The following is a 17,154-nucleotide window of genomic DNA, read 5'->3' on the forward strand; positions in this document are numbered from 1 at the left end:
CAAACCGGTTAATAAAAAGAACAAGAACTTATTTCGAGGAGGTATGGACCATGATTCGGCATGTGATCTTCGATTTCGACGGAACGATTGTCAACTCCCGCCCGCTTATTGTCGAGCTGTATAACGATTTGGCAGCCAAGCACGGATATCAAACGATCGGCGAAGACGAAACGGAACCTTTTGCCGGCCGGTCCATACGCGAACGCTCCAAAGAATTGGGCATTCCTCTGTACCGTCTTCCGTTTCTCGGGTTCCAGCTGTTCTCCACGTACCGGCGCAAAGTCAAAACGCTGGAACTCAAAGACGGCGTAGGGGACCTGATCCGGGATTTGAACGCGCAGGGCTATCAGCTCAGCATTATCTCGTCCAACCTGGAGAGCAATATCCGCTCTTTTCTGCGGCATAACGAGATCAACCAATTCGTGCAGGTGCGCTCGTGTTTCAGCCTGTTCGGCAAGCATCGCGCGATCCATTCGTTTTTGCGGGACAATAATCTGAATCCGCACGAAGCGCTGTACATCGGCGACGAGCTGCGCGACATACAGGCCGGGCGGCGCTCGGGCATCAAGATGATCGCGGCAGGCTGGGGCTACGATTCGTTCGAGCTGATGAAGCGTTTCTCGCCGGACTTTACCGCTCTGTATCCGGGCGAAGTGTCTGCGGCGATCGAGGGATTCAACGCAAGCGCCGTTTAGCAAAATCACGTATGTAAGCGCTATTATTTATTGAATACGCATCATGAGAAGCTGCGGGCTTAAGCCTGCGGCTTTTTTGCGTACAGCATTCTCCAATCCGTAGGCGAAAGCGCCCGGGTCTTATATAATTGGGAAGAACCGCCTCAAGCCGGGGCATGGAGGGAGAGGAACGATAGCGTGTTTGAGCTGAACAGCGTCAGGTGGAAACATATTCTGGACATAGAGCGTCTGACGATTCCTCAAGGAGGAACGACCTGTATCTCGGGTGACAGCGGGAGCGGGAAAAGCACGCTGCTGCGTCTGCTCAGCGGCATGATCAGCCCGGACAGCGGCGAAATCTTTTATCGGGGGACGCCGCTGTCTCAAATCGACCCCGTCCGGCATCGGCGCGAAGTCGTTACGGCGACGCAGACGCCGGCCGTTTTCGAAGGCGACGTGCGGGAGAACCTGCAGTTGGGCCTGCGATATACGGAGCGGCCCGACGCGGCGGAATCCCGGTTAAAAACGGCGCTCGAATCCGCGGAGCTGAGCGTGTCGCTGGATCAGGATGCATCCTCGCTGTCCGGAGGGGAGAAGCAGCGGCTGGCGATCGCCCGGATTTTGCTGCTGGAACCCCCGGTTCTGCTGCTCGACGAGCCGACCTCTTCGCTGGACGAAGGGACGGCCGAGAGGGTCCTGGGAACGATTGTCCGCGAAGCGGGACGAACCGGGAGGACGATTATCCTGATCAGCCACTCGCCGGAATTGATCCGCCTCTACGGCGATCGCGTGATTACGGTCGCCGGCGGCCGCGTTGCGGGATACGAAGAGGTGAGACGATGAACGGAATCATCGATATCGTCTGGTGGCAGCTGGGCGCCGCTTATGTGTTCGTGCTGGTTCTGATGGTTATCGTAAGGATCAAGGGCATTCGACGGGAGCGGGAAATCGTAATCGCCTCGATTCGCATGACGGTGCAGTTGATCGCGGTAGGTTATATTTTGGAATACGTATTCGGTCATGCGAACCCGTACTATACGCTGCTGTTGGTCGGAATCATGCTTGTTTTTGCCGTACATACGATCATCAAACGATCCAAAAATCCGCTTTCGAACCGAATGAAGCGTCTGATCGCGCTGTCCATGTGCAGCGGTTTTGCCGTCAGCCTGTGCGTATTCCTGTTTATCGTGCTCGGTCTGCGGCCGTGGTACGAGCCTCGCTACGTCATTCCCATCGCAGGCATGATCGTGGGCAACTCCATGACGGGGATCGCGCTCGGGGTCAATACGCTGACGGGCGGCATGAAGAGCCGCAGGCCGCTGATCGAAGCGGCGCTGATGTTCGGCGCGACGCCGAAAACGGCCTGCCGCTCCGTCGTCAACGACGCGTTCGACGCGGCCATGCTGCCGACGCTGAATTCCATGATCGGGATGGGCATCGTGTTCCTGCCGGGAATGATGACCGGTCAGATTCTCGGCGGCGCTTCGCCGCTGCAGGCGATCGAATACCAGATTGCCATTATGCTGAGCATGGTGGGGAGCGTGTCGCTGTCGGTCATTTTGTTCGTGCAGTTGGGATATAAGCTGTTTTTCAACGAGCGGGCGCAGTTGATCGAAGAGACCGAGCAGCGACGCTGAGCAGCGAAAACGGGGGACGCGGAACAAGGGGGAGGATTATTCTTCGCCCTTTGAGTAGTATTCTTTTTACCGATTGCGTTTAAAGAGAGAAAATTTTTTGGAGAAACTGTATATTAACTTAATTTATATTATGTAAACTAAAAAGATTAAAAAATTTATTTTACAAACTCAGCAAGAAGATTCGAAAATTCGATTTTTCGATCGGGTGATTTGCATGATGCGGTTCCGTTAAAAAACGTAAGTTTCGGACGCGATTTAAGCGAAAATCATTTTGGTTACATAATAAAAATTATGTAACCAAAATGCGATAAAACTGAGTTTGAGCTTCGAATCTGTATTTCGCATCAATCGACATTTCCGTCTAACCGCCGTTTGATTTCCTTTTTTGGCGGCAGGCCGAACATGCGGGCATATTCGCGACTGAATTGGGAAGGGCTCTCGTAGCCCACTCGAAAAGCCGCCTCCGCCGCCTCCAGGTCCGAGACGAACATAAGATGCCGCGCCGCTTGAAGGCGAAGCGTCTTCTGGTATTGAATGGGACTCATGCCGGTCAGCCGTTTGAAATGCTTGTGCAGCGAGGCCGGGCTCATATGCGCTTCATCCGCCAACTGCCGTACGTTTAAGGAAAGCGCATAATCGCGTTTGATCCGATCCGCAGCCTGAGCAATTCGGTTCGGTCGGCTCGAATCCAGGGCGAAGCGCGCAATTAGCGGTCCCTGTTCGCTTTGAAGCACCCGATAAAGGATTTCGCGAATCGCAAGCGGCGCCAGTACCGGGATATCCTCAGGACAATCCAGCAGGCGAATCAACCTCAGCATCGCGTCGAGAAGTTCGGACGTGACCGCGTTCACGAATAGAGCGGATTGCGATTCGGCAGCCGGGATTAGAACGAAATCTTGGAGCAGGTTTTGGATATCGTCCACGGAAAATTCCAGCTGCACGCTGAGATAAGGAAGTTCCGGGGACGCTTCGTCAATGCTTCCCGTCACCGGCAGATGAATCGGGTTCACCAAGCAGTAAAGCGGGTTGTAGCGATAATCTTGTCCGCTTAACGTGACCGTCTTGGAGCCCTGCGCAATAATGTACAGAGAGGAATGGGCAAAAGAAAGCTCGGGCTTCATGGGCCGGACCGCATGGCGGAATCGAAGCGAAGGCACGGCCGAATCATAGGTGCCGTCCGACGGGGCATGCCGACAGATCATTTGCATCAGCTCTTCCGACCGGGATAATCGAGCGTTTCCGTTAATGCGGCGGACGTCTGTATTCATCGCCTAGTCTCCTCTTTCGTAAGATTATCCGATCATTATAACCGGCGCGAAGAGAAATGGGCAAGAATCGTTTTCGAATATGATACCGCCGTTCCTCCTTTCCCGTCTATGCTGAAAGCAGGCCGTTTGCTGTCGAACCGTTAAGCAAACGACCGAATCCATCTGACGGAAAGCAGGGATTTTCGGATGAATATCGAAAACAAAGTCGTGATCGTGACAGGCGCGAGCAGCGGTATCGGGGAAGCGGCGTCGCTTCTGCTGGCGGAACGCGGGGCCAAGCTGGTGCTCGGGGCAAGAAGGCCGGAACGGCTGGAAAGCCTCGCGCTTCGGATTGCCGAAGCGGGCGGGGAAGCCGTATATGCGGCGACGGACGTGAGAAAACGCGAAGACGTAGCCGCATTGGTCCGCTTGGCTTCGGAACGTTACGGAAAATTGGATGCCTTCGTCGGCAACGCCGGCGTGATGCCGATCTCGCGTCTCGACGAGCTTCGGGTCGAGGAATGGGAAGCGATGATCGACGTCAATATCAAAGGGCTGCTGTACGGGATCGCCGAAGCGCTTCCGATCTTTCAAAAGCAGGGCTTCGGCCATTTCGTCAACGTCGCTTCGACGGCGGGACATAAAACGGTCCCTCGGCAGGCCGTTTACTCGGGAACCAAATTTGCCGTCCGGGCCATTTCGGAAGGACTGCGGCAGGAAGCGGGCGACAAGCTTAGGGTTACGATCATCTCTCCCGGCATCACGCAGACGAATTTCGCCGAGAGCATATCCAATACGGAGACGAGAGCGGAGCTCGAAGGGATGCGAGACCGGATCGCGATGCCGCCCGCCGCGGTAGCCCGGGCGATCGCGTTCGCGATCGAACAGCCGGACGAAGTCGATGTGGGCGAAATCGTGATCCGGCCTACGGCTCAAGGGTAACGGATCGCGGTTATCGGCCCTGAACGCGAAATCAAAAAAATGATCGAATATGAACAATTTAAGTTGCTTTAATTTAAATTTAGGATACAATATAATTACGAACAATTTTATATTTACTAACTTAAAATAAAGGGGATGCTTTAAAAATGGGTTACAAGACTATTTTGATCGCCGGAAGCGGCGTGCTGGGCAGCCAGATCGCTTTTCAAACCGCTCTTCACGGCTTTGCGGTTACCGTTTACGATATCAACGACGAAGCCCTGAACCGGGCCAAAGCCAGAATTCAGGATCTTAAACCGCGTTACCGGGCCGACCTGGGCACGACGGAGGAGCAGGCGGAAGCGGCTTTGGCGCGCATGACCTTCCAAAGCGACCTTGCTCAAGCAGCCGCCGATGCCGATCTGGTGATCGAATCGGTACCGGAATCCCTTCCGATCAAGATCGAGTTTTATCAAAAGCTGGCCGCGGTCGCCCCCGAAAAAACCATTTTCGCCACGAACTCTTCGACGCTGCTGCCGAGTCAGTTCGCGGAAGCGACAGGACGTCCGGAGAAGTTTTTGGCGCTGCACTTCGCCAACGAAATCTGGAAAAACAATACGGCGGAGATCATGAAGCATGCCACGACGGACGAACAGGTATTTGCCGACGTTGTCGAGTTCGCCAAAGCCATCGGCATGGTCGCTCTTCCTTTGCAAAAAGAGCAGGCCGGTTACATCGTGAATTCGCTGCTCGTTCCGCTGCTGAGCTCGGCTCAGAAACTGCTCGTGACCGGCATCGCGGATGTCGAAACGATCGACAAGACGTGGATGGTAGCGACCGGCGCTCCCGTCGGGCCGTTCGGCATGCTCGATATCGTCGGCATCAATACCGCTTATCATATCGCCCGCACAAGAGCGGAACATACCGGAGACGCGGCTTATCAGGCGGTAGCGGACGTACTGAAAAGAGACTACGTCGATCAAGGCAAACTGGGCAAAGCGACCGGCGAAGGATTTTACAAATATCCGAATCCGAGCTACACGGAGCCCGGATTTTTGAAAGGCTGATCGGTCTACAAAACCTCTAAACGGAAAGCGGAGAGCTGCGGCTCTTCGCTTTTTTATGTTTTCCGGGGAAAAAAAAACCAGGCTTATTGTAAAATAAGGTTTTTTATCCAAGACATTGGTTAGTAAATAGTAGGAAGCGAAGGGGTGAAGGCAGTCTGCTGTCAGAAAAAGGAGGTCCAATATGGAAGAAATTCAACAGCGCAGGCGATTGGTTGTGGTGGGCAACGGCATGGCGGGCATCAACACGGTAGAACACATTTTAAAGCTGGCACCGAACAGCTATCATATTACGATTTTCGGCGGCGAACCTTATCCGAACTATAACCGCATTCAGTTATCGTACGTGCTGGAGAAGAGCAAGGCCATTGAAGAAATCATTCTGAACGACTACGCCTGGTACGAAGAAAACGGGATCGACTTATACACGGGAACCGAAGTCACGGCAATCGATACGGAGCAAAAAACGGTGGAAGCGAATAACGGAGTGAAGGTTACCTACGACCAACTTATTATCGCCACAGGTTCCAGGCCCTTTATGCTGCCCGTTCCCGGAGCGGACAAGCAGGGAATTATCGGCTTTCGGGATATCGCGGATTGCGAGCAAATGCTCCGAACCGCGGACGTGTATAAAAAAGCGGCGGTAATCGGCGGAGGCCTGCTGGGACTCGAAGCCGCCAAAGGGCTGTCGAAGCTCGGCATGGACGTCACGGTCGTTCATCTGTTCAAAGAACTGATGGAGCGGCAGCTGGATGCCACGGCGGCCCGCATGCTGCAGACCGAACTCGAGAGCCAAGGACTGAAGTTCGCCACCGGCAAGCAGACGGCCGAGTTTCTCGGCAGCGAGCGGGTCAGCGGCATCCGTTTTGCGGACGGTACGGAGCTGGAGACCGAGTTCGTCGTGATGGCGGCGGGCATCAAGCCGAATATCGAGCTCGCCAAAGCGAGCGGTATCGAAGTCAATCGAGGGATTATGGTCGACGATTATATGCGGACGTCGGCACCGGACGTCTATGCGATCGGGGAATGCAACGAACACCGCGGCGTGTCGTACGGATTGGTCGCGCCTTTGTTCGAGCAGGGCGCCGTGCTGGCCAAGCATCTTTGCGGCGTGGACACGGAGCCGTACGAAGGATCGACCGTATCGACCCAGCTTAAAATTTCCGGGGTCGACGTGTTCTCGGCCGGAGAATTCATGGATGCGGAAGATTTGTCGATCGTTCGCATGCATGACGACTGGCGGCGCATTTACAAAAAAGTGCTGATGCGGGGCGGCCGAATCGTCGGCGGTATTCTGATCGGCGACGGACGCGAGATGTCCCGGCTGCAGCAGTGGATTCGGACCGGTACGGTCATGACGGAAGCGATCCATACGGCAATCGTCGGACAAGGAGCGCCGGATACCGCGAACACGGTAGCGGAATTGGCCGACGACGAGATCGTATGCGGCTGTAACGGCGTAAGCAAGAAAAACATAGTGGATGCCATCTCCGAGAACGGCCTAACCACAGTGGAGGAAATTAAAGCGACCACAAGCGCCTGCCGTTCCTGCGGCGGCTGCCGCCCTGTCGTCGAGCAGATTTTGCAGCATGTGCTCGGCGACCAATACGACTCGGCGGCTGCCAAAAAAGAAGCGATCTGCGCCTGCACGACGCTCAGCCGCGACGAAGTCGTCCGGGAGATCAAAGAGAAAGGTCTGATCACCTCGAAAGAAGTCCGGTATGCGTTGGAGTGGAACAACAAGGAGGGCTGTTCCAAATGTCGCCCTGCTTTGAACTATTACCTGGGCATGATCTGGCCGCAGGAGCATGTCGACGAGCGGGATTCTCGCCTCGTCAACGAGCGGATGCATGCCAACATCCAGAAGGATGGCACCTTCGGCGTCGTGCCGCGGATGTACGGAGGCGTCACGACACCGGAAGACCTGCGCCTGATCGCCGATATTGCCGTGAAATACAATGTCAAAATGGTCAAGGTAACAGGCGGACAGCGCCTGGATCTGCTCGGAATCAAAAAGGAAGATCTGCCGAACATCTGGAAAGACCTCGGCATGCCGTCCGGCTACGCTTACGCCAAAGCGCTGCGTACCGTAAAAACGTGCGTCGGGTCCCAGTTCTGCCGCTTCGGCACCAAAGATTCGATGGGGATGGGCATTCTGATCGAGAAAAAATTCGAACGGTTGGATATGCCGGCTAAGTTTAAAATGGCGGTTAACGGCTGCCCGCGCAACTGCGCCGAATCGGCTACGAAAGACATCGGAATCGTGGGCAACGAAGGCGCCTGGGAAATCTACGTGGGCGGCAACGGCGGGATTAAGGCTCGGCTGGCCGAACTGCTGTGCAAAGTAAGAACGGACGAAGAACTGTTGGAAATTATTGCGGCGTTCATTCAGCATTACCGGGAGACCGGCAAGTATCTCGAACGAACTTCGGACTGGGTGGAGCGTGTCGGCCTGCAGTCGATTGCCGATACGGTCGTCAATGATCTGGATAATCGCCGGGCATTGGTCGAACGGATCGAGCAGGCGCTCGGTCAGGTCCAAGAGCCGTGGAACGAAATTCTGGAAAATTCGAATTTGCGCGAAAAGATGTTCGACGATCTTAGCGTTTCGACCGTCAAAGAATAGGAGGGCCGGATGATGTCATTACCGAAACCGGAGCAGGATTATACGTATTATCGGGTCGGCACGGTCGACGACTTTATGGAGCGGATCGGCAGAAAAGTCATGATCGAGCAGTCGAACGTTGCCGTGTTCAAAACGTCGGAAGGCGAATGGTATGCGCTCGAAAATAAAAGCCCCGGCCCGAAAGGCGGCACGCTGGCCGAAGGCATTGTTTCCGGAACGGTCCTTTACGATCCTATCTGCGACTGGCGTATCCGCCTGTCTGACGGACAGGTCCTGGACCCGGATACGGGGCAGGTTCGCACGTATCCGGTACAAATCGAAGGAAACGACGTGCGCATCGGTATCCCGAAAGACGGAGGAGGCAAAGACAATGGCTAAAGGACTGGAAGGAAAAACAATCGTGATCGCCGGCTCCAAAATCCCGCAGGATATGGCGGAGGTGATCGAACGGCGGGGCGGTACCGCATTGGTGCGCTCGCTGCAGGGCCTGACGCCGGCGGATCCGTCGGAGATCGAGCGCGATGTCCGGCAGTTTGCGGAGCAGGAGTTCGATTGGGTGATCTTTACCACGGGTATCGGTTACGAAGCCGTCTATGCGGCGGCGGAGCGGCTGGGATTGGCCGGGGAGTTCGTGGAGAAGCTGAAGGGGGCCAAAGTGGCCTGCCGCGGCTACCGGACCAACGCTTTATTGAAAAAATCCGGCATTCATCCCGCGGTCAGCGCCGACGACGGCACCATCGCCAACATGATCGATAAGCTTCAGCTGTTCGATTTCGACGGCTGCCGCGTCTGGCTGCAGCTGCACGGCGAATTGACCGCGCAAATCCACCAATTCATCGAAAGCCAGCCGGGCATGAAGACGCAGGCGATGCTCCCCTACCGTTATCAAGCGCCGGAGAGAGAAACGCTGGCCCAATTGACCGAAGAACTGTTTCAAAGGCAGGTGGATGCCGTCTGCTTCACGACGCAGCTTCAGGTGAACTATTTGTTCGATTATGCCCAGGAGACCGGCCGCGAAGCGGAATTGAAAGAAGCGTTCGAACATCATGTTTTGGCTGCGGCTGTCGGAAAAGTGACGGCGGACGCCCTCCGCGGCAGAGGGGTCGAGCGTATGGCGGTTCCCGAAGTGGAACGAATGGGCGCTATGATTGTGGAGATCGGCCGCTTCTTCGAATAAGAACAAGGTCCGGCGAGCAAGCGGCAGATTACGGAAGCCCTTTGCCGTTCGCGCCGGGAACCTTTGACGGTATGCACCTCCTGAAATGTTCATTTTAGGGGGTGCATTTTATTTTGATTTGACGAAATCCTTCCTTCCCCTTGATATATCCACGTTATTCTGGAAAAGCATAAGCCATTGGTATCGATACCAAATCAGACGGACAGATAAGGATGAATAAGAATGGACTCCAAAATAAAAGACGTGGCCCGTGCCGCCGGCGTATCTCCTACGAGCGTATCCCGGGTTCTGAACAACAGCCCGCATGTCAGCGAGAAGCTGGAAAAGAAAGTCCGGCAGGCGATCGAACAATTGAATTATACCCCCAGCATGATCGCCAAAAATCTGAAGCGGAACAAAACCAATTTAATCGGCGTCATTATCGCGGACGTCACTTCCGGCTATCAGGCTTCCGTTCTGAGCGGGATCGAAGAAGAATGCGCGTCGAACGGGTATCATCTGCTCGTTTCGAATATCAAAGAAAACACGCGAAAAGTGTTGGATTATTTGTACGTGTTCCAGGAAATGCGGGTCGACGGAATCGTATTGATGCACGGAAAAATGACGGAAGAAATCCGGAATTTTATCAAGCGAACCAATATTCCGATCGTCGCCCATGCGGACGTGGGATTCGATCTCCCCGCGGTGATTATCGACAACTTCCAGGCCGCGTACGATGCCGTCGAATATTTGATCCGCAGAGGGCATCGGCGGATCGCCATGCTGGCCGGAGACATGAGGGATATCAGCGAAGGACAGCGGCGTTACGACGGGTATGCGGCGGCCTGCGAGCGATACGGCCTGACTGCGGACGAATCGCTTGTTCGCTGCGGCGACTATAAGTTGGACACGGGCTACAGGCTGGCGGAGGAGCTGCTTGCGGATCGCGGGGGCGCGTTTACCGCGCTGTTCGCGGCAAGCGACGACATGGCGGTCGGCGCGATCAACTGCTTCCATGACCGGGGACTGCGCGTTCCGGATGACATTTCCGTGATCGGCATCGACGGAGGTCCGCTGTCGGACATCGTAAGACCGAGACTGACCGCCATTCATCAGCCTGTCGACCGAATTACCCGCGCGATTACCGATCTGCTGTTTGAACGAATCGGGCAGGGCAAGGACAGCCGCCAGGACGATCAGTCCGGCTCGATCCTGTATATTCCTCACCGTTTGGTGGAAAAGGAGAGTTGTAAAGACTGTTAAAACAAGAAAATATTTAATGCTCCATTTATACAAGTTATCGCTTCCCTTCACAAAAGGCGGATAGAGTAATAGGCGGAAGGTTTTTATTATCGATAGGAGGTATTGACCGAATTGGTATCGATACCAACTGTTGCAAAAGGAGGCCGAGGGACAGCTTTGTCCGATCAAAATGAGTGAACTGGTGATCCGCGAAACCATCGGAAGAAAGAAAAGACGAACCAAAAAAGCCGTTTCGGGCACCTGGGTTTGGTTCATCTTCCTGCTGCCGACCTTGCTGGGAATTGCTCTGTTTACGGTATACCCGATGATCGAATCTTTTCGCCTGAGCTTTACCAAAGGAGCCCAGGAGCAGTATGTCGGATTCGAGAATTATCGGCATGTGCTGGGATCGGGTTCGTTTCATCAAGCGCTGTTCAACACCTTCTACATCGCCTTTTTCCAGCTGCTGATTGTCATTCCTCTGGGGTTCGTCATCGCCTGCCTCATCAACTCCCTTCGCAGAGGCCGAAATTTTTTCAAAGTTCTTTTTTACATTCCCAACATTACTTCCATGGTCGCAGCCGCTACCGTCTTCCTGGTCGTTCTCCATCCTCATGGGCTGCTGAACTACGCATTAAGCGCATTCGGCATTCCGGAGACCATCTGGCTGGCGAATCCTAACTCCGCCCGCTGGAGCGTAATTCTGTTGGCGAGCTGGCATGCGCTGGGCTTCGGCATCATTATCAACCTGGCCAATCTGCAGGCGATCTCGCCGGACTATTACGAAGCGGCTTCCATAGACGGAGCTTCCCGCTTCAAGCAGTGGCTGTATATCACGATTCCGAATATGCTCGGCAGCCTCACCATTTTGATCATTTTGGGGTGGATCGACGGGCTGCAAAGGTTTACGGAAGCTTTTATGCTCGGAGGTCATACCGGCAGTCCGGCGCGTTCCCTGTATACGCTGGTCGGATTCATTTATGAACGGGGCTTCGGCGGATTGGAGTACGGCGTCGCTTCGGCGGCTTCCTATCTGCTGCTTATCCTGATTCTTGCGTTCACCTTTATCAATATCAAGTTCTTCCGAATGAAAATATAGACGGGGAGGTACCTGAGAATGAAGACCATGAGCGCCAATGCGCGGAGAAGATGGGCGGACGGCCTGGTCGCGATTTTGCTTCTGCTGCTCGGAACGATTCTGATCTATCCTTTTCTGTGGATGGTCAGCGTCGGATTCGAACGGACGGCCAATGTGAACGCGCCTTTTCCGCCGCGACTTATTCCGTACGACTTCAGCCTGTTCAACTTCGAGCTCGTATTCGAAAACGGCCATCTCTTAACGGCTTACTGGAACTCCGGGGTGAATGCTTTCTTCAGCGTGATTCTCAGCGTTTCCTCGGCGCTTTTGGGCGGATATGCTTTCTCGCGAGGTCGTTTTAAAGGAAAGAAGCTGCTCTTTATCCTCGTCCTCGCGACGATGATGATCCCTTTCGAAACGACCTTGATTCCGATGTTCATCATGTTCAACGAATTCCATTTGATCGATACCCGTTATCCGATCATTCTGCCGAGCATCATTAATGCCATGGGAATTCTGCTGTGCAAGCAGTTTTTCGATCAGCTTCCGGAAGGGCTGCGGGAATCCGCCAAGATCGACGGAGCGGGAGAATTCAAAATTTTCTTTCACATTTTTCTGCCTTTGGCAGGGCCGATCACGGCGACCCTTGCGATTCTTTCTTTTCAGGGGAGCTGGAACTCTTTCGTCTGGCCGCTGGTCGTGATCAACAGTCAGGATTTGAAGACCGTTCCGCTCCTGTTGTCCCAGTTTTCCCAGGAAAGCGGCACTCCTCTGATGGGGGTAACCATGGCGACAGCCGCGGTCAGCATTATCCCGGTCATGGTCGTTTTTCTGATTATGCAAAAATACATCATCCAAAGTATCGCGCTAAGCGGACTGAAAGGAGAGTGAAGGGGGCGTACATAGGGATCGCGGGTTGATCGCACCCAATACCGAACTGACCGTTTTGCAGCCGAGCCGGAAGCCGATTCATTCTACAGCGTGAGAGACGATCGTGCAGGAGTGGGAATAAAACCATACATGGAGGCTCTGATCATGAAAAAGAAAAACGGCACATTGGCATTGACTCTTCTTATGCTGCTCGGCATGCTGCTGAGCGCATGCGGCGGCGGAAATCCGTCATCGAACGCGGCGAACGCGAGTCAACCTTCCGAGGAAAAGGGAGGCTCGACCGCAGAAGCCGCTTCGGCAGAGACGACGGGGCTTACCGGAACGCTGAAGGTCCAGTTGATCGGCGGCTTCACGGAAGAAGACAAGACCGATCCGAAAACGGGCTTGAAAACGAAAGGGGTCGGCGCCCTGAAAGAAGAGTTCGAAAAACGCTATCCGGGCGCGGAAGTAAACTTCGTCCTGATGGGCTGGGACAGCTACAACGAGAAGACCCAAACGATGCTGCAATCTAGTGCCGCGGACGTCTACCAGCTTCCCGGTATCGCGACTTTCGCGGAACAGGGGCTTTTGGAACCGCTGCAGCCTTACATCGACCGGGACGATTTTGATCTGAATCAGTATTTCGACGGCCAGGTGGACGGTTGGAAAGCAATGGGCCCCGAAGACAAGGATCTGCAAATTTACGGTCTGCCTTTTATCGGGGATACTCGCGTAATCGTGTACGACAAAAAGATTTTCGACGAGTGGGGCGTCCCTTATCTGTCCAAGGAGCCGACAATCGAAGAAATTTTGGAAAAGGCCGCGAAAATGACGGGGAAAAACCCGAAAACCGGCGAGCAGAACTACGGTTTGACTTTCAACAAGTCGGATGCCGCGGATACGGTCATGAATATCAACGAGTCCAAAGGCGGCAAGTGGGGGACAGGCTTCCTGTGGAAAGACATGAAGCTGGAATTCAATTCTCCGACGATGGTCGAAGCGCTGGATCTGATGAAAAAAGCGAAAGAATACGCGCCGGAAGGCGTGATGGCCGGGCAGGGGGCGGAAAACTTCCTGACCGATAAAAACAATGTCGCCATCAATCTTCGCTCGGCTCCCGGGTTTGTGACCGACATCAAGACGAACGGCACCGAAGATCGTTATGACGCCGCGCTTCTGTTCGTCAATCCGGAAGAAAAAATGGGCGGCATGTTCGCCGGCAGCCCGTTCTCGATCGGAAAGTCGAGCGAACAAAAAGATCTGGCTTGGGAATGGTTGAAATTCAGCGCCAGCGACTTCTACCAGCAGTTCATGTGGGACAATTACAAAATCGAAAGCACGCCGGTCGTGAAAGCTTCCACGGAATGGGCCAGCGTGAAAGAGATTCCGCAGATGAGCGTGGTGCTGGATGCGATGGGCCGCCTTTGGGCGCCGCGTTATCCTTACCGTTCCGGACAGCCTCGCTACATCCTGTCCGAGAACGTAGAGAAAGCGCTGCTGGATTCGGCGTCCTCGCAGGATGCGCTGGACAAGGCTCAGAAAGATGCCGAGGAGTGGATTTCGAGTCAGAAGTAAATCGGCCGGAGCGAATAATGGCGGGAAGCTTTAACGCATCAATTGAAAAAGAGCAGACGGAACGATGGGTTCCGTCTGCTCTTTTTTTGCGTATCGGGAACGATTAAGCCCAGCGGAAACGAAGAACAGAAGGGAGTGCCGGCTCTTTCTAAGGGAAAAGGATATGTTCCACAATCTCGAAACTTACGTCATCGACCTTCCAACGGCCGTCCGTAAATACGAGCGAAGCATCTCGGTAAGAGGTCGGGTCCACGTTGCGCTTCAAATCGGCGGGCAGGCTGTAATACTCGGAAAGTCGCGCGGTCGAGAGCGTGCGGTACGACAGCGACCACGAACCGATGTCTTTATAAGGATAATCAAAGTCCAGGCCTTTTTCCTGAATAAGCTTGTTGATGAAGCGATCGGTGAAATACGGACGGAAATGCGTTCGAACTTGTTTTATTCGGGATAGGTCGGCCGCTTCGTTGAGTTTAGAAGATAAAATACGCTGATAAGCTAACGTGGCTCGGCGCTCGTTGGGCACCTCGAGCTTACGCGGGCCGACCTCCAACTTTTTGTCTCCTAGCGATAAAGTGACGATCTGCGCATAAGAATTCCAGTTGTCGATCTGCGCGCCCAGCGATTCGGCGACGAAGCGAAGCGGAACGTAGGTCGTCCCGTGCGCGACGGTAACCGGCACGTCCAAGGCGATAGGTTTTCCGTTAATGACAGCTTGATTGCTTCCGCTTTTTAGAAGGATACGGGTCTCTCCATGTTCGATCGTAATATCCTGGGTCCGCGCGCTCCAGGCAACTTCGGCTTCGAAAAATTCGGCGACCGGACGCAGGGGGACTAAGGTTCGCTTATTCTCGAAAATCGCGCCCGAAATCCATGCCGGACGCGCAGCGGAAACGAGGTCGGTCTGTAAGGCTGCGGCAAGCATAACGGCGGCGATAAGCGCCGTGCCGGCTTTTTTGAACATTCGCGTGTCCTCCTGTATATCTTATGGGTAATCCAAGTCGTTTCTATATCTCGTTAGACGAGTTTACAGCAAAAAGGTTGCAAAAGGAGGAGAAAGTACTCGCAAAAAAACAGCGTATAATATAAATTATACGCTGTTTTCGTTTAAATCGATTAAAAGCACTGAAGACAGCCGCTTATCCGCCTTAATCCACATCCAAATAAAGGAATATTTTCGTTTGTCTTGACTTTTGTTAACATAACATTAATTATTTCCGCCCAGCGGAATGGGAATGCAAGAAAGCCCTGCCGCCGATTGAATGAACGCTTTATCGTCCTGAAGAAGCAGCGAAGAATCGCCGGTCGCTTTCGTTTTGACAGACACTCTCAGATTCCCGGTGTCTTTGTCGAACACGGACAGTATGCCGTCGTTCGTGAGCAGCGCGATCCGGTTCCCTTGAACGGCGAGATTGACGATCGGCTTACCCGCTTCGATCAGCGTCTCGGGTTTTGTTTCCGAAGGGGCGTCGACCGGAATTCGCTGAAGCTTATCGCTGTTTGCGCCTTGTTGAACAAAATAGAAGAAACCGTCCGACATGACGAGGAACTGCGCCGACATGCCGCCCATGAAGTCGACGGGAACGTATTCGAAGCTTTCGGCGATTTTCCCCGTTTTCGCGTCGATCTTGTCAATGACCGCCGCGTGCCCTTGATCGAGGCTTAACGGAATATTGCGCGAATACAAATACTTTCCTCGGTAACCGAGAATGCCGTTGTGATCGCCTTGCGCTTCCCAAATCTTTTTGCCGCCTTTCCCGTCGTAGGCTTGAAGGATTTCTCGCAAGTAGGCGCCCGACTCGACCGACAAGGAGAAGACCATGCCGCCGCGAATATCGCGAATAAAGCCCGTGAACTTCGGGAAACTGCGGGTCTGCTTGCCGGTCGCGGCGCTGATCTGGGTCAATCCTTTGCTGTCCGCGAGATACAGCGTGGTGCCGGATAAACGAAAGCTTTCCGGGCTGTATTCGTCGGAAGATTTGGACGGCTTCCCGGGAGCTTTTTTTGTCCACAGCGCTTTTCCGCTGCGTGCATCCAGTTTGACGATGACTCCCTTTTTCGTGACCGCGTAGAGCGAATTATTCAGCGTCTGTACGGGAGCGGCCAATCGGGCGGAGTAGGTCCATTTGGTCTTGCCCGTCTTCGCGTCCGCGGCAGTCAGCATAGAGCCTGATTGATAATAGATCGTGTTTCCGTGTGCGACGGCTTGGATTCGTTCCGCCGTTTTACTCCAGGCAGGTTGGGATAAACGCGTGGCTGCTGTAGATTCGGCAACCGGTGCAGAGGAAGCGGCTGCGGCGGGCGAAGTTCCGGCATAAGCTCCGAAAGGGGCGGTCAGCAGCAGAGCGGCCGTCAAGGCGGCCAAGCGGCGGTTGGTTCGGGAAGAACGCAAGATGTTTCGGTTCATGGAAAGACCTCCTGACAGAATGATAAGAACGACTTCTTCTTCCCTAGACTCTCCGAATCGTCAAAAAGTTCCAAAATCCGCTCAAAAAAATGGGTTCGACGAAAAATTCATCTCGTGTACACATAGACTGCACATTGCTTTTTTATACTGAAGGCATCCCAACCAAATAGGAGGAATTCCGCATGAAAACATCCAAACTTATTCTAAGTCTCACTCTAGCAGCCGCAGCCGTAACCGGTTCTTCCTGGGCGCCCGCGTCCGTCGATGCCGCAGCCGCTTCGAGCCCGGTTGCGGCCCCGAAGGCGGCCGAGTCCGGCAATCCTTACGAGGCGGCGGGAATCGACGATCCGAAGGCGTTTCATGCTTTCTTTGCGAAACTGCAAAAAGCGGTAAAAAATAACGATAAGAAAGCCGTCGCTTCCATGATGCATTATCCGCTGAACGTCAACTACAAAGGCAAGACGCTGAGGTTTCAATCTTCCGCCCGTTTTATCGCCAAATACGATTCGATCATGACGCCTCAAGTCCGCAAAACGCTCGGTTATGCGGTCGAAGACGATCTGTTCGTCAACTGGAGAGGCGTGTCGGTCGGCAGCGGAACGCTCTGGATCGGTCTGTTCGGCGGAAAGCTCGGCGTGTATGCGGTGAATAAATAAGTAA

General features: G+C 54.0%; 16 protein-coding genes. 13 read left to right on the forward strand and 3 right to left on the reverse strand.

Annotation, left to right across the window (positions count from 1 at the left end; all coding sequences use genetic code 11):
• Positions 1 to 50 precede the first annotated feature (50 nt).
• The 3 genes from GYN08_RS04590 to GYN08_RS04600 all read left to right on the forward strand — a co-directional run bounded on the left by GYN08_RS04590 (position 51) and on the right by GYN08_RS04600 (position 2,311).
• Positions 51 to 695 (forward strand): HAD-IA family hydrolase, encoded by a 645-nt coding sequence (locus GYN08_RS04590; protein ID WP_166272840.1) that lies wholly within the window; start codon positions 51 to 53, stop codon positions 693 to 695.
• A 177-nt stretch (positions 696 to 872) separates the two neighbouring features.
• Positions 873 to 1,517, forward strand: a complete 645-nt coding sequence (locus GYN08_RS04595) for an ABC transporter ATP-binding protein (protein WP_166272841.1) — start codon at positions 873 to 875, stop codon at positions 1,515 to 1,517.
• On the forward strand, positions 1,514 to 2,311 hold the full coding sequence (locus GYN08_RS04600; protein WP_166272842.1) for an ABC transporter permease: 798 nt from the start codon (positions 1,514 to 1,516) through the stop codon (positions 2,309 to 2,311). Before GYN08_RS04595 ends, GYN08_RS04600 begins: the two co-directional genes overlap by 4 nt.
• A 344-nt stretch (positions 2,312 to 2,655) precedes the next feature.
• Here GYN08_RS04600 and GYN08_RS04605 read toward each other — a convergent pair whose 3' ends face one another.
• Positions 2,656 to 3,579: an AraC family transcriptional regulator gene (locus GYN08_RS04605; protein ID WP_166272843.1), complete on the reverse strand. Its 924-nt coding sequence runs from the start codon at positions 3,577 to 3,579 to the stop codon at positions 2,656 to 2,658.
• Between the two features lie 186 nt (positions 3,580 to 3,765).
• On the opposite strand from GYN08_RS04605, the gene GYN08_RS04610 reads away from it, so the two are divergent.
• The 9 genes from GYN08_RS04610 (at position 3,766) to GYN08_RS04650 (ending at position 14,090) form a co-directional block, all read left to right on the forward strand.
• Complete coding sequence (locus GYN08_RS04610) at positions 3,766 to 4,500, forward strand: SDR family oxidoreductase (protein WP_166272844.1); 735 nt, start codon at positions 3,766 to 3,768, stop codon at positions 4,498 to 4,500.
• Between the two features lie 146 nt (positions 4,501 to 4,646).
• A complete protein-coding gene (locus GYN08_RS04615; RefSeq protein WP_166272845.1) occupies positions 4,647 to 5,546 on the forward strand; it encodes a 3-hydroxyacyl-CoA dehydrogenase in 900 nt (299 codons plus the stop codon).
• A gap of 181 nt (positions 5,547 to 5,727) precedes the next feature.
• Positions 5,728 to 8,169, forward strand: coding sequence for a nitrite reductase large subunit NirB (gene nirB / locus GYN08_RS04620; RefSeq protein ID WP_166272846.1), 2,442 nt, complete (start codon positions 5,728 to 5,730; stop codon positions 8,167 to 8,169).
• 12 nt (positions 8,170 to 8,181) lie between these two features.
• Positions 8,182 to 8,547: a nitrite reductase (NAD(P)H) small subunit gene (locus GYN08_RS04625; RefSeq protein WP_166272847.1), complete on the forward strand. Its 366-nt coding sequence runs from the start codon at positions 8,182 to 8,184 to the stop codon at positions 8,545 to 8,547.
• On the forward strand, positions 8,540 to 9,346 hold the full coding sequence (locus tag GYN08_RS04630) for a uroporphyrinogen-III synthase (protein WP_166272848.1): 807 nt from the start codon (positions 8,540 to 8,542) through the stop codon (positions 9,344 to 9,346). The genes GYN08_RS04625 and GYN08_RS04630 overlap by 8 nt, the downstream gene beginning before the upstream one ends.
• A 222-nt stretch (positions 9,347 to 9,568) precedes the next feature.
• Positions 9,569 to 10,588 carry a LacI family DNA-binding transcriptional regulator gene (locus GYN08_RS04635; RefSeq protein ID WP_166272849.1) on the forward strand — a complete coding sequence of 340 codons (1,020 nt, stop codon included), beginning with the start codon at positions 9,569 to 9,571 and terminating at the stop codon, positions 10,586 to 10,588.
• Positions 10,589 to 10,769: 181 nt separating this feature from the next.
• A complete protein-coding gene (locus GYN08_RS04640; protein WP_328802851.1) occupies positions 10,770 to 11,666 on the forward strand; it encodes a carbohydrate ABC transporter permease in 897 nt (298 codons plus the stop codon).
• Positions 11,667 to 11,684: 18 nt separating this feature from the next.
• Entirely contained in the window at positions 11,685 to 12,536 is an 852-nt protein-coding gene (locus GYN08_RS04645) for a carbohydrate ABC transporter permease (protein ID WP_166272851.1), read from the forward strand.
• Between the two features lie 144 nt (positions 12,537 to 12,680).
• Entirely contained in the window at positions 12,681 to 14,090 is a 1,410-nt protein-coding gene (locus GYN08_RS04650; protein WP_166272852.1) for an extracellular solute-binding protein, read from the forward strand.
• Between the two features lie 148 nt (positions 14,091 to 14,238).
• Here GYN08_RS04650 and GYN08_RS04655 read toward each other — a convergent pair whose 3' ends face one another.
• Positions 14,239 to 15,051 (reverse strand): copper amine oxidase N-terminal domain-containing protein, encoded by an 813-nt coding sequence (locus GYN08_RS04655; protein WP_166272853.1) that lies wholly within the window; start codon positions 15,049 to 15,051, stop codon positions 14,239 to 14,241.
• Positions 15,052 to 15,294: 243 nt separating this feature from the next.
• Positions 15,295 to 16,494 carry an outer membrane protein assembly factor BamB family protein gene (locus GYN08_RS04660; protein ID WP_166272854.1) on the reverse strand — a complete coding sequence of 400 codons (1,200 nt, stop codon included), beginning with the start codon at positions 16,492 to 16,494 and terminating at the stop codon, positions 15,295 to 15,297.
• A 182-nt stretch (positions 16,495 to 16,676) separates the two neighbouring features.
• Here GYN08_RS04660 and GYN08_RS04665 point away from each other — a divergent pair, with 182 nt between their 5' ends.
• Entirely contained in the window at positions 16,677 to 17,150 is a 474-nt protein-coding gene (locus GYN08_RS04665) for a hypothetical protein (RefSeq protein ID WP_166272855.1), read from the forward strand.
• Positions 17,151 to 17,154 lie beyond the last annotated feature (4 nt).

Origin of the sequence: Saccharibacillus alkalitolerans (assembly GCF_011090185.1) — a bacterium.
Classification (GTDB): Bacteria; Bacillota; Bacilli; order Paenibacillales; family Paenibacillaceae; genus Saccharibacillus; species Saccharibacillus alkalitolerans.

Excerpts from the sequence above, each read along its gene's own strand:
- GYN08_RS04655 (WP_166272853.1), bottom strand. The coding sequence starts at position 15,051 with ATGTTCAAAAAAGCCGGCACGGCGCTTATCGCCGCCGTTATGCTTGCC.
- GYN08_RS04625 (WP_166272847.1), top strand. The coding sequence starts at position 8,182 with ATGTCATTACCGAAACCGGAGCAGGATTATACGTATTATCGGGTCGGC.
- GYN08_RS04605 (WP_166272843.1), bottom strand. The coding sequence starts at position 3,579 with ATGAATACAGACGTCCGCCGCATTAACGGAAACGCTCGATTATCCCGG.
- GYN08_RS04600 (WP_166272842.1), top strand. The coding sequence starts at position 1,514 with ATGAACGGAATCATCGATATCGTCTGGTGGCAGCTGGGCGCCGCTTAT.
- GYN08_RS04645 (WP_166272851.1), top strand. The coding sequence starts at position 11,685 with ATGAAGACCATGAGCGCCAATGCGCGGAGAAGATGGGCGGACGGCCTG.
- GYN08_RS04665 (WP_166272855.1), top strand. The coding sequence starts at position 16,677 with ATGAAAACATCCAAACTTATTCTAAGTCTCACTCTAGCAGCCGCAGCC.
- GYN08_RS04590 (WP_166272840.1), top strand. The coding sequence starts at position 51 with ATGATTCGGCATGTGATCTTCGATTTCGACGGAACGATTGTCAACTCC.
- GYN08_RS04660 (WP_166272854.1), bottom strand. The coding sequence starts at position 16,494 with ATGAACCGAAACATCTTGCGTTCTTCCCGAACCAACCGCCGCTTGGCC.
- GYN08_RS04650 (WP_166272852.1), top strand. The coding sequence starts at position 12,681 with ATGAAAAAGAAAAACGGCACATTGGCATTGACTCTTCTTATGCTGCTC.
- GYN08_RS04635 (WP_166272849.1), top strand. The coding sequence starts at position 9,569 with ATGGACTCCAAAATAAAAGACGTGGCCCGTGCCGCCGGCGTATCTCCT.
- nirB (WP_166272846.1), top strand. The coding sequence starts at position 5,728 with ATGGAAGAAATTCAACAGCGCAGGCGATTGGTTGTGGTGGGCAACGGC.
- GYN08_RS04615 (WP_166272845.1), top strand. The coding sequence starts at position 4,647 with ATGGGTTACAAGACTATTTTGATCGCCGGAAGCGGCGTGCTGGGCAGC.
- GYN08_RS04610 (WP_166272844.1), top strand. The coding sequence starts at position 3,766 with ATGAATATCGAAAACAAAGTCGTGATCGTGACAGGCGCGAGCAGCGGT.
- GYN08_RS04630 (WP_166272848.1), top strand. The coding sequence starts at position 8,540 with ATGGCTAAAGGACTGGAAGGAAAAACAATCGTGATCGCCGGCTCCAAA.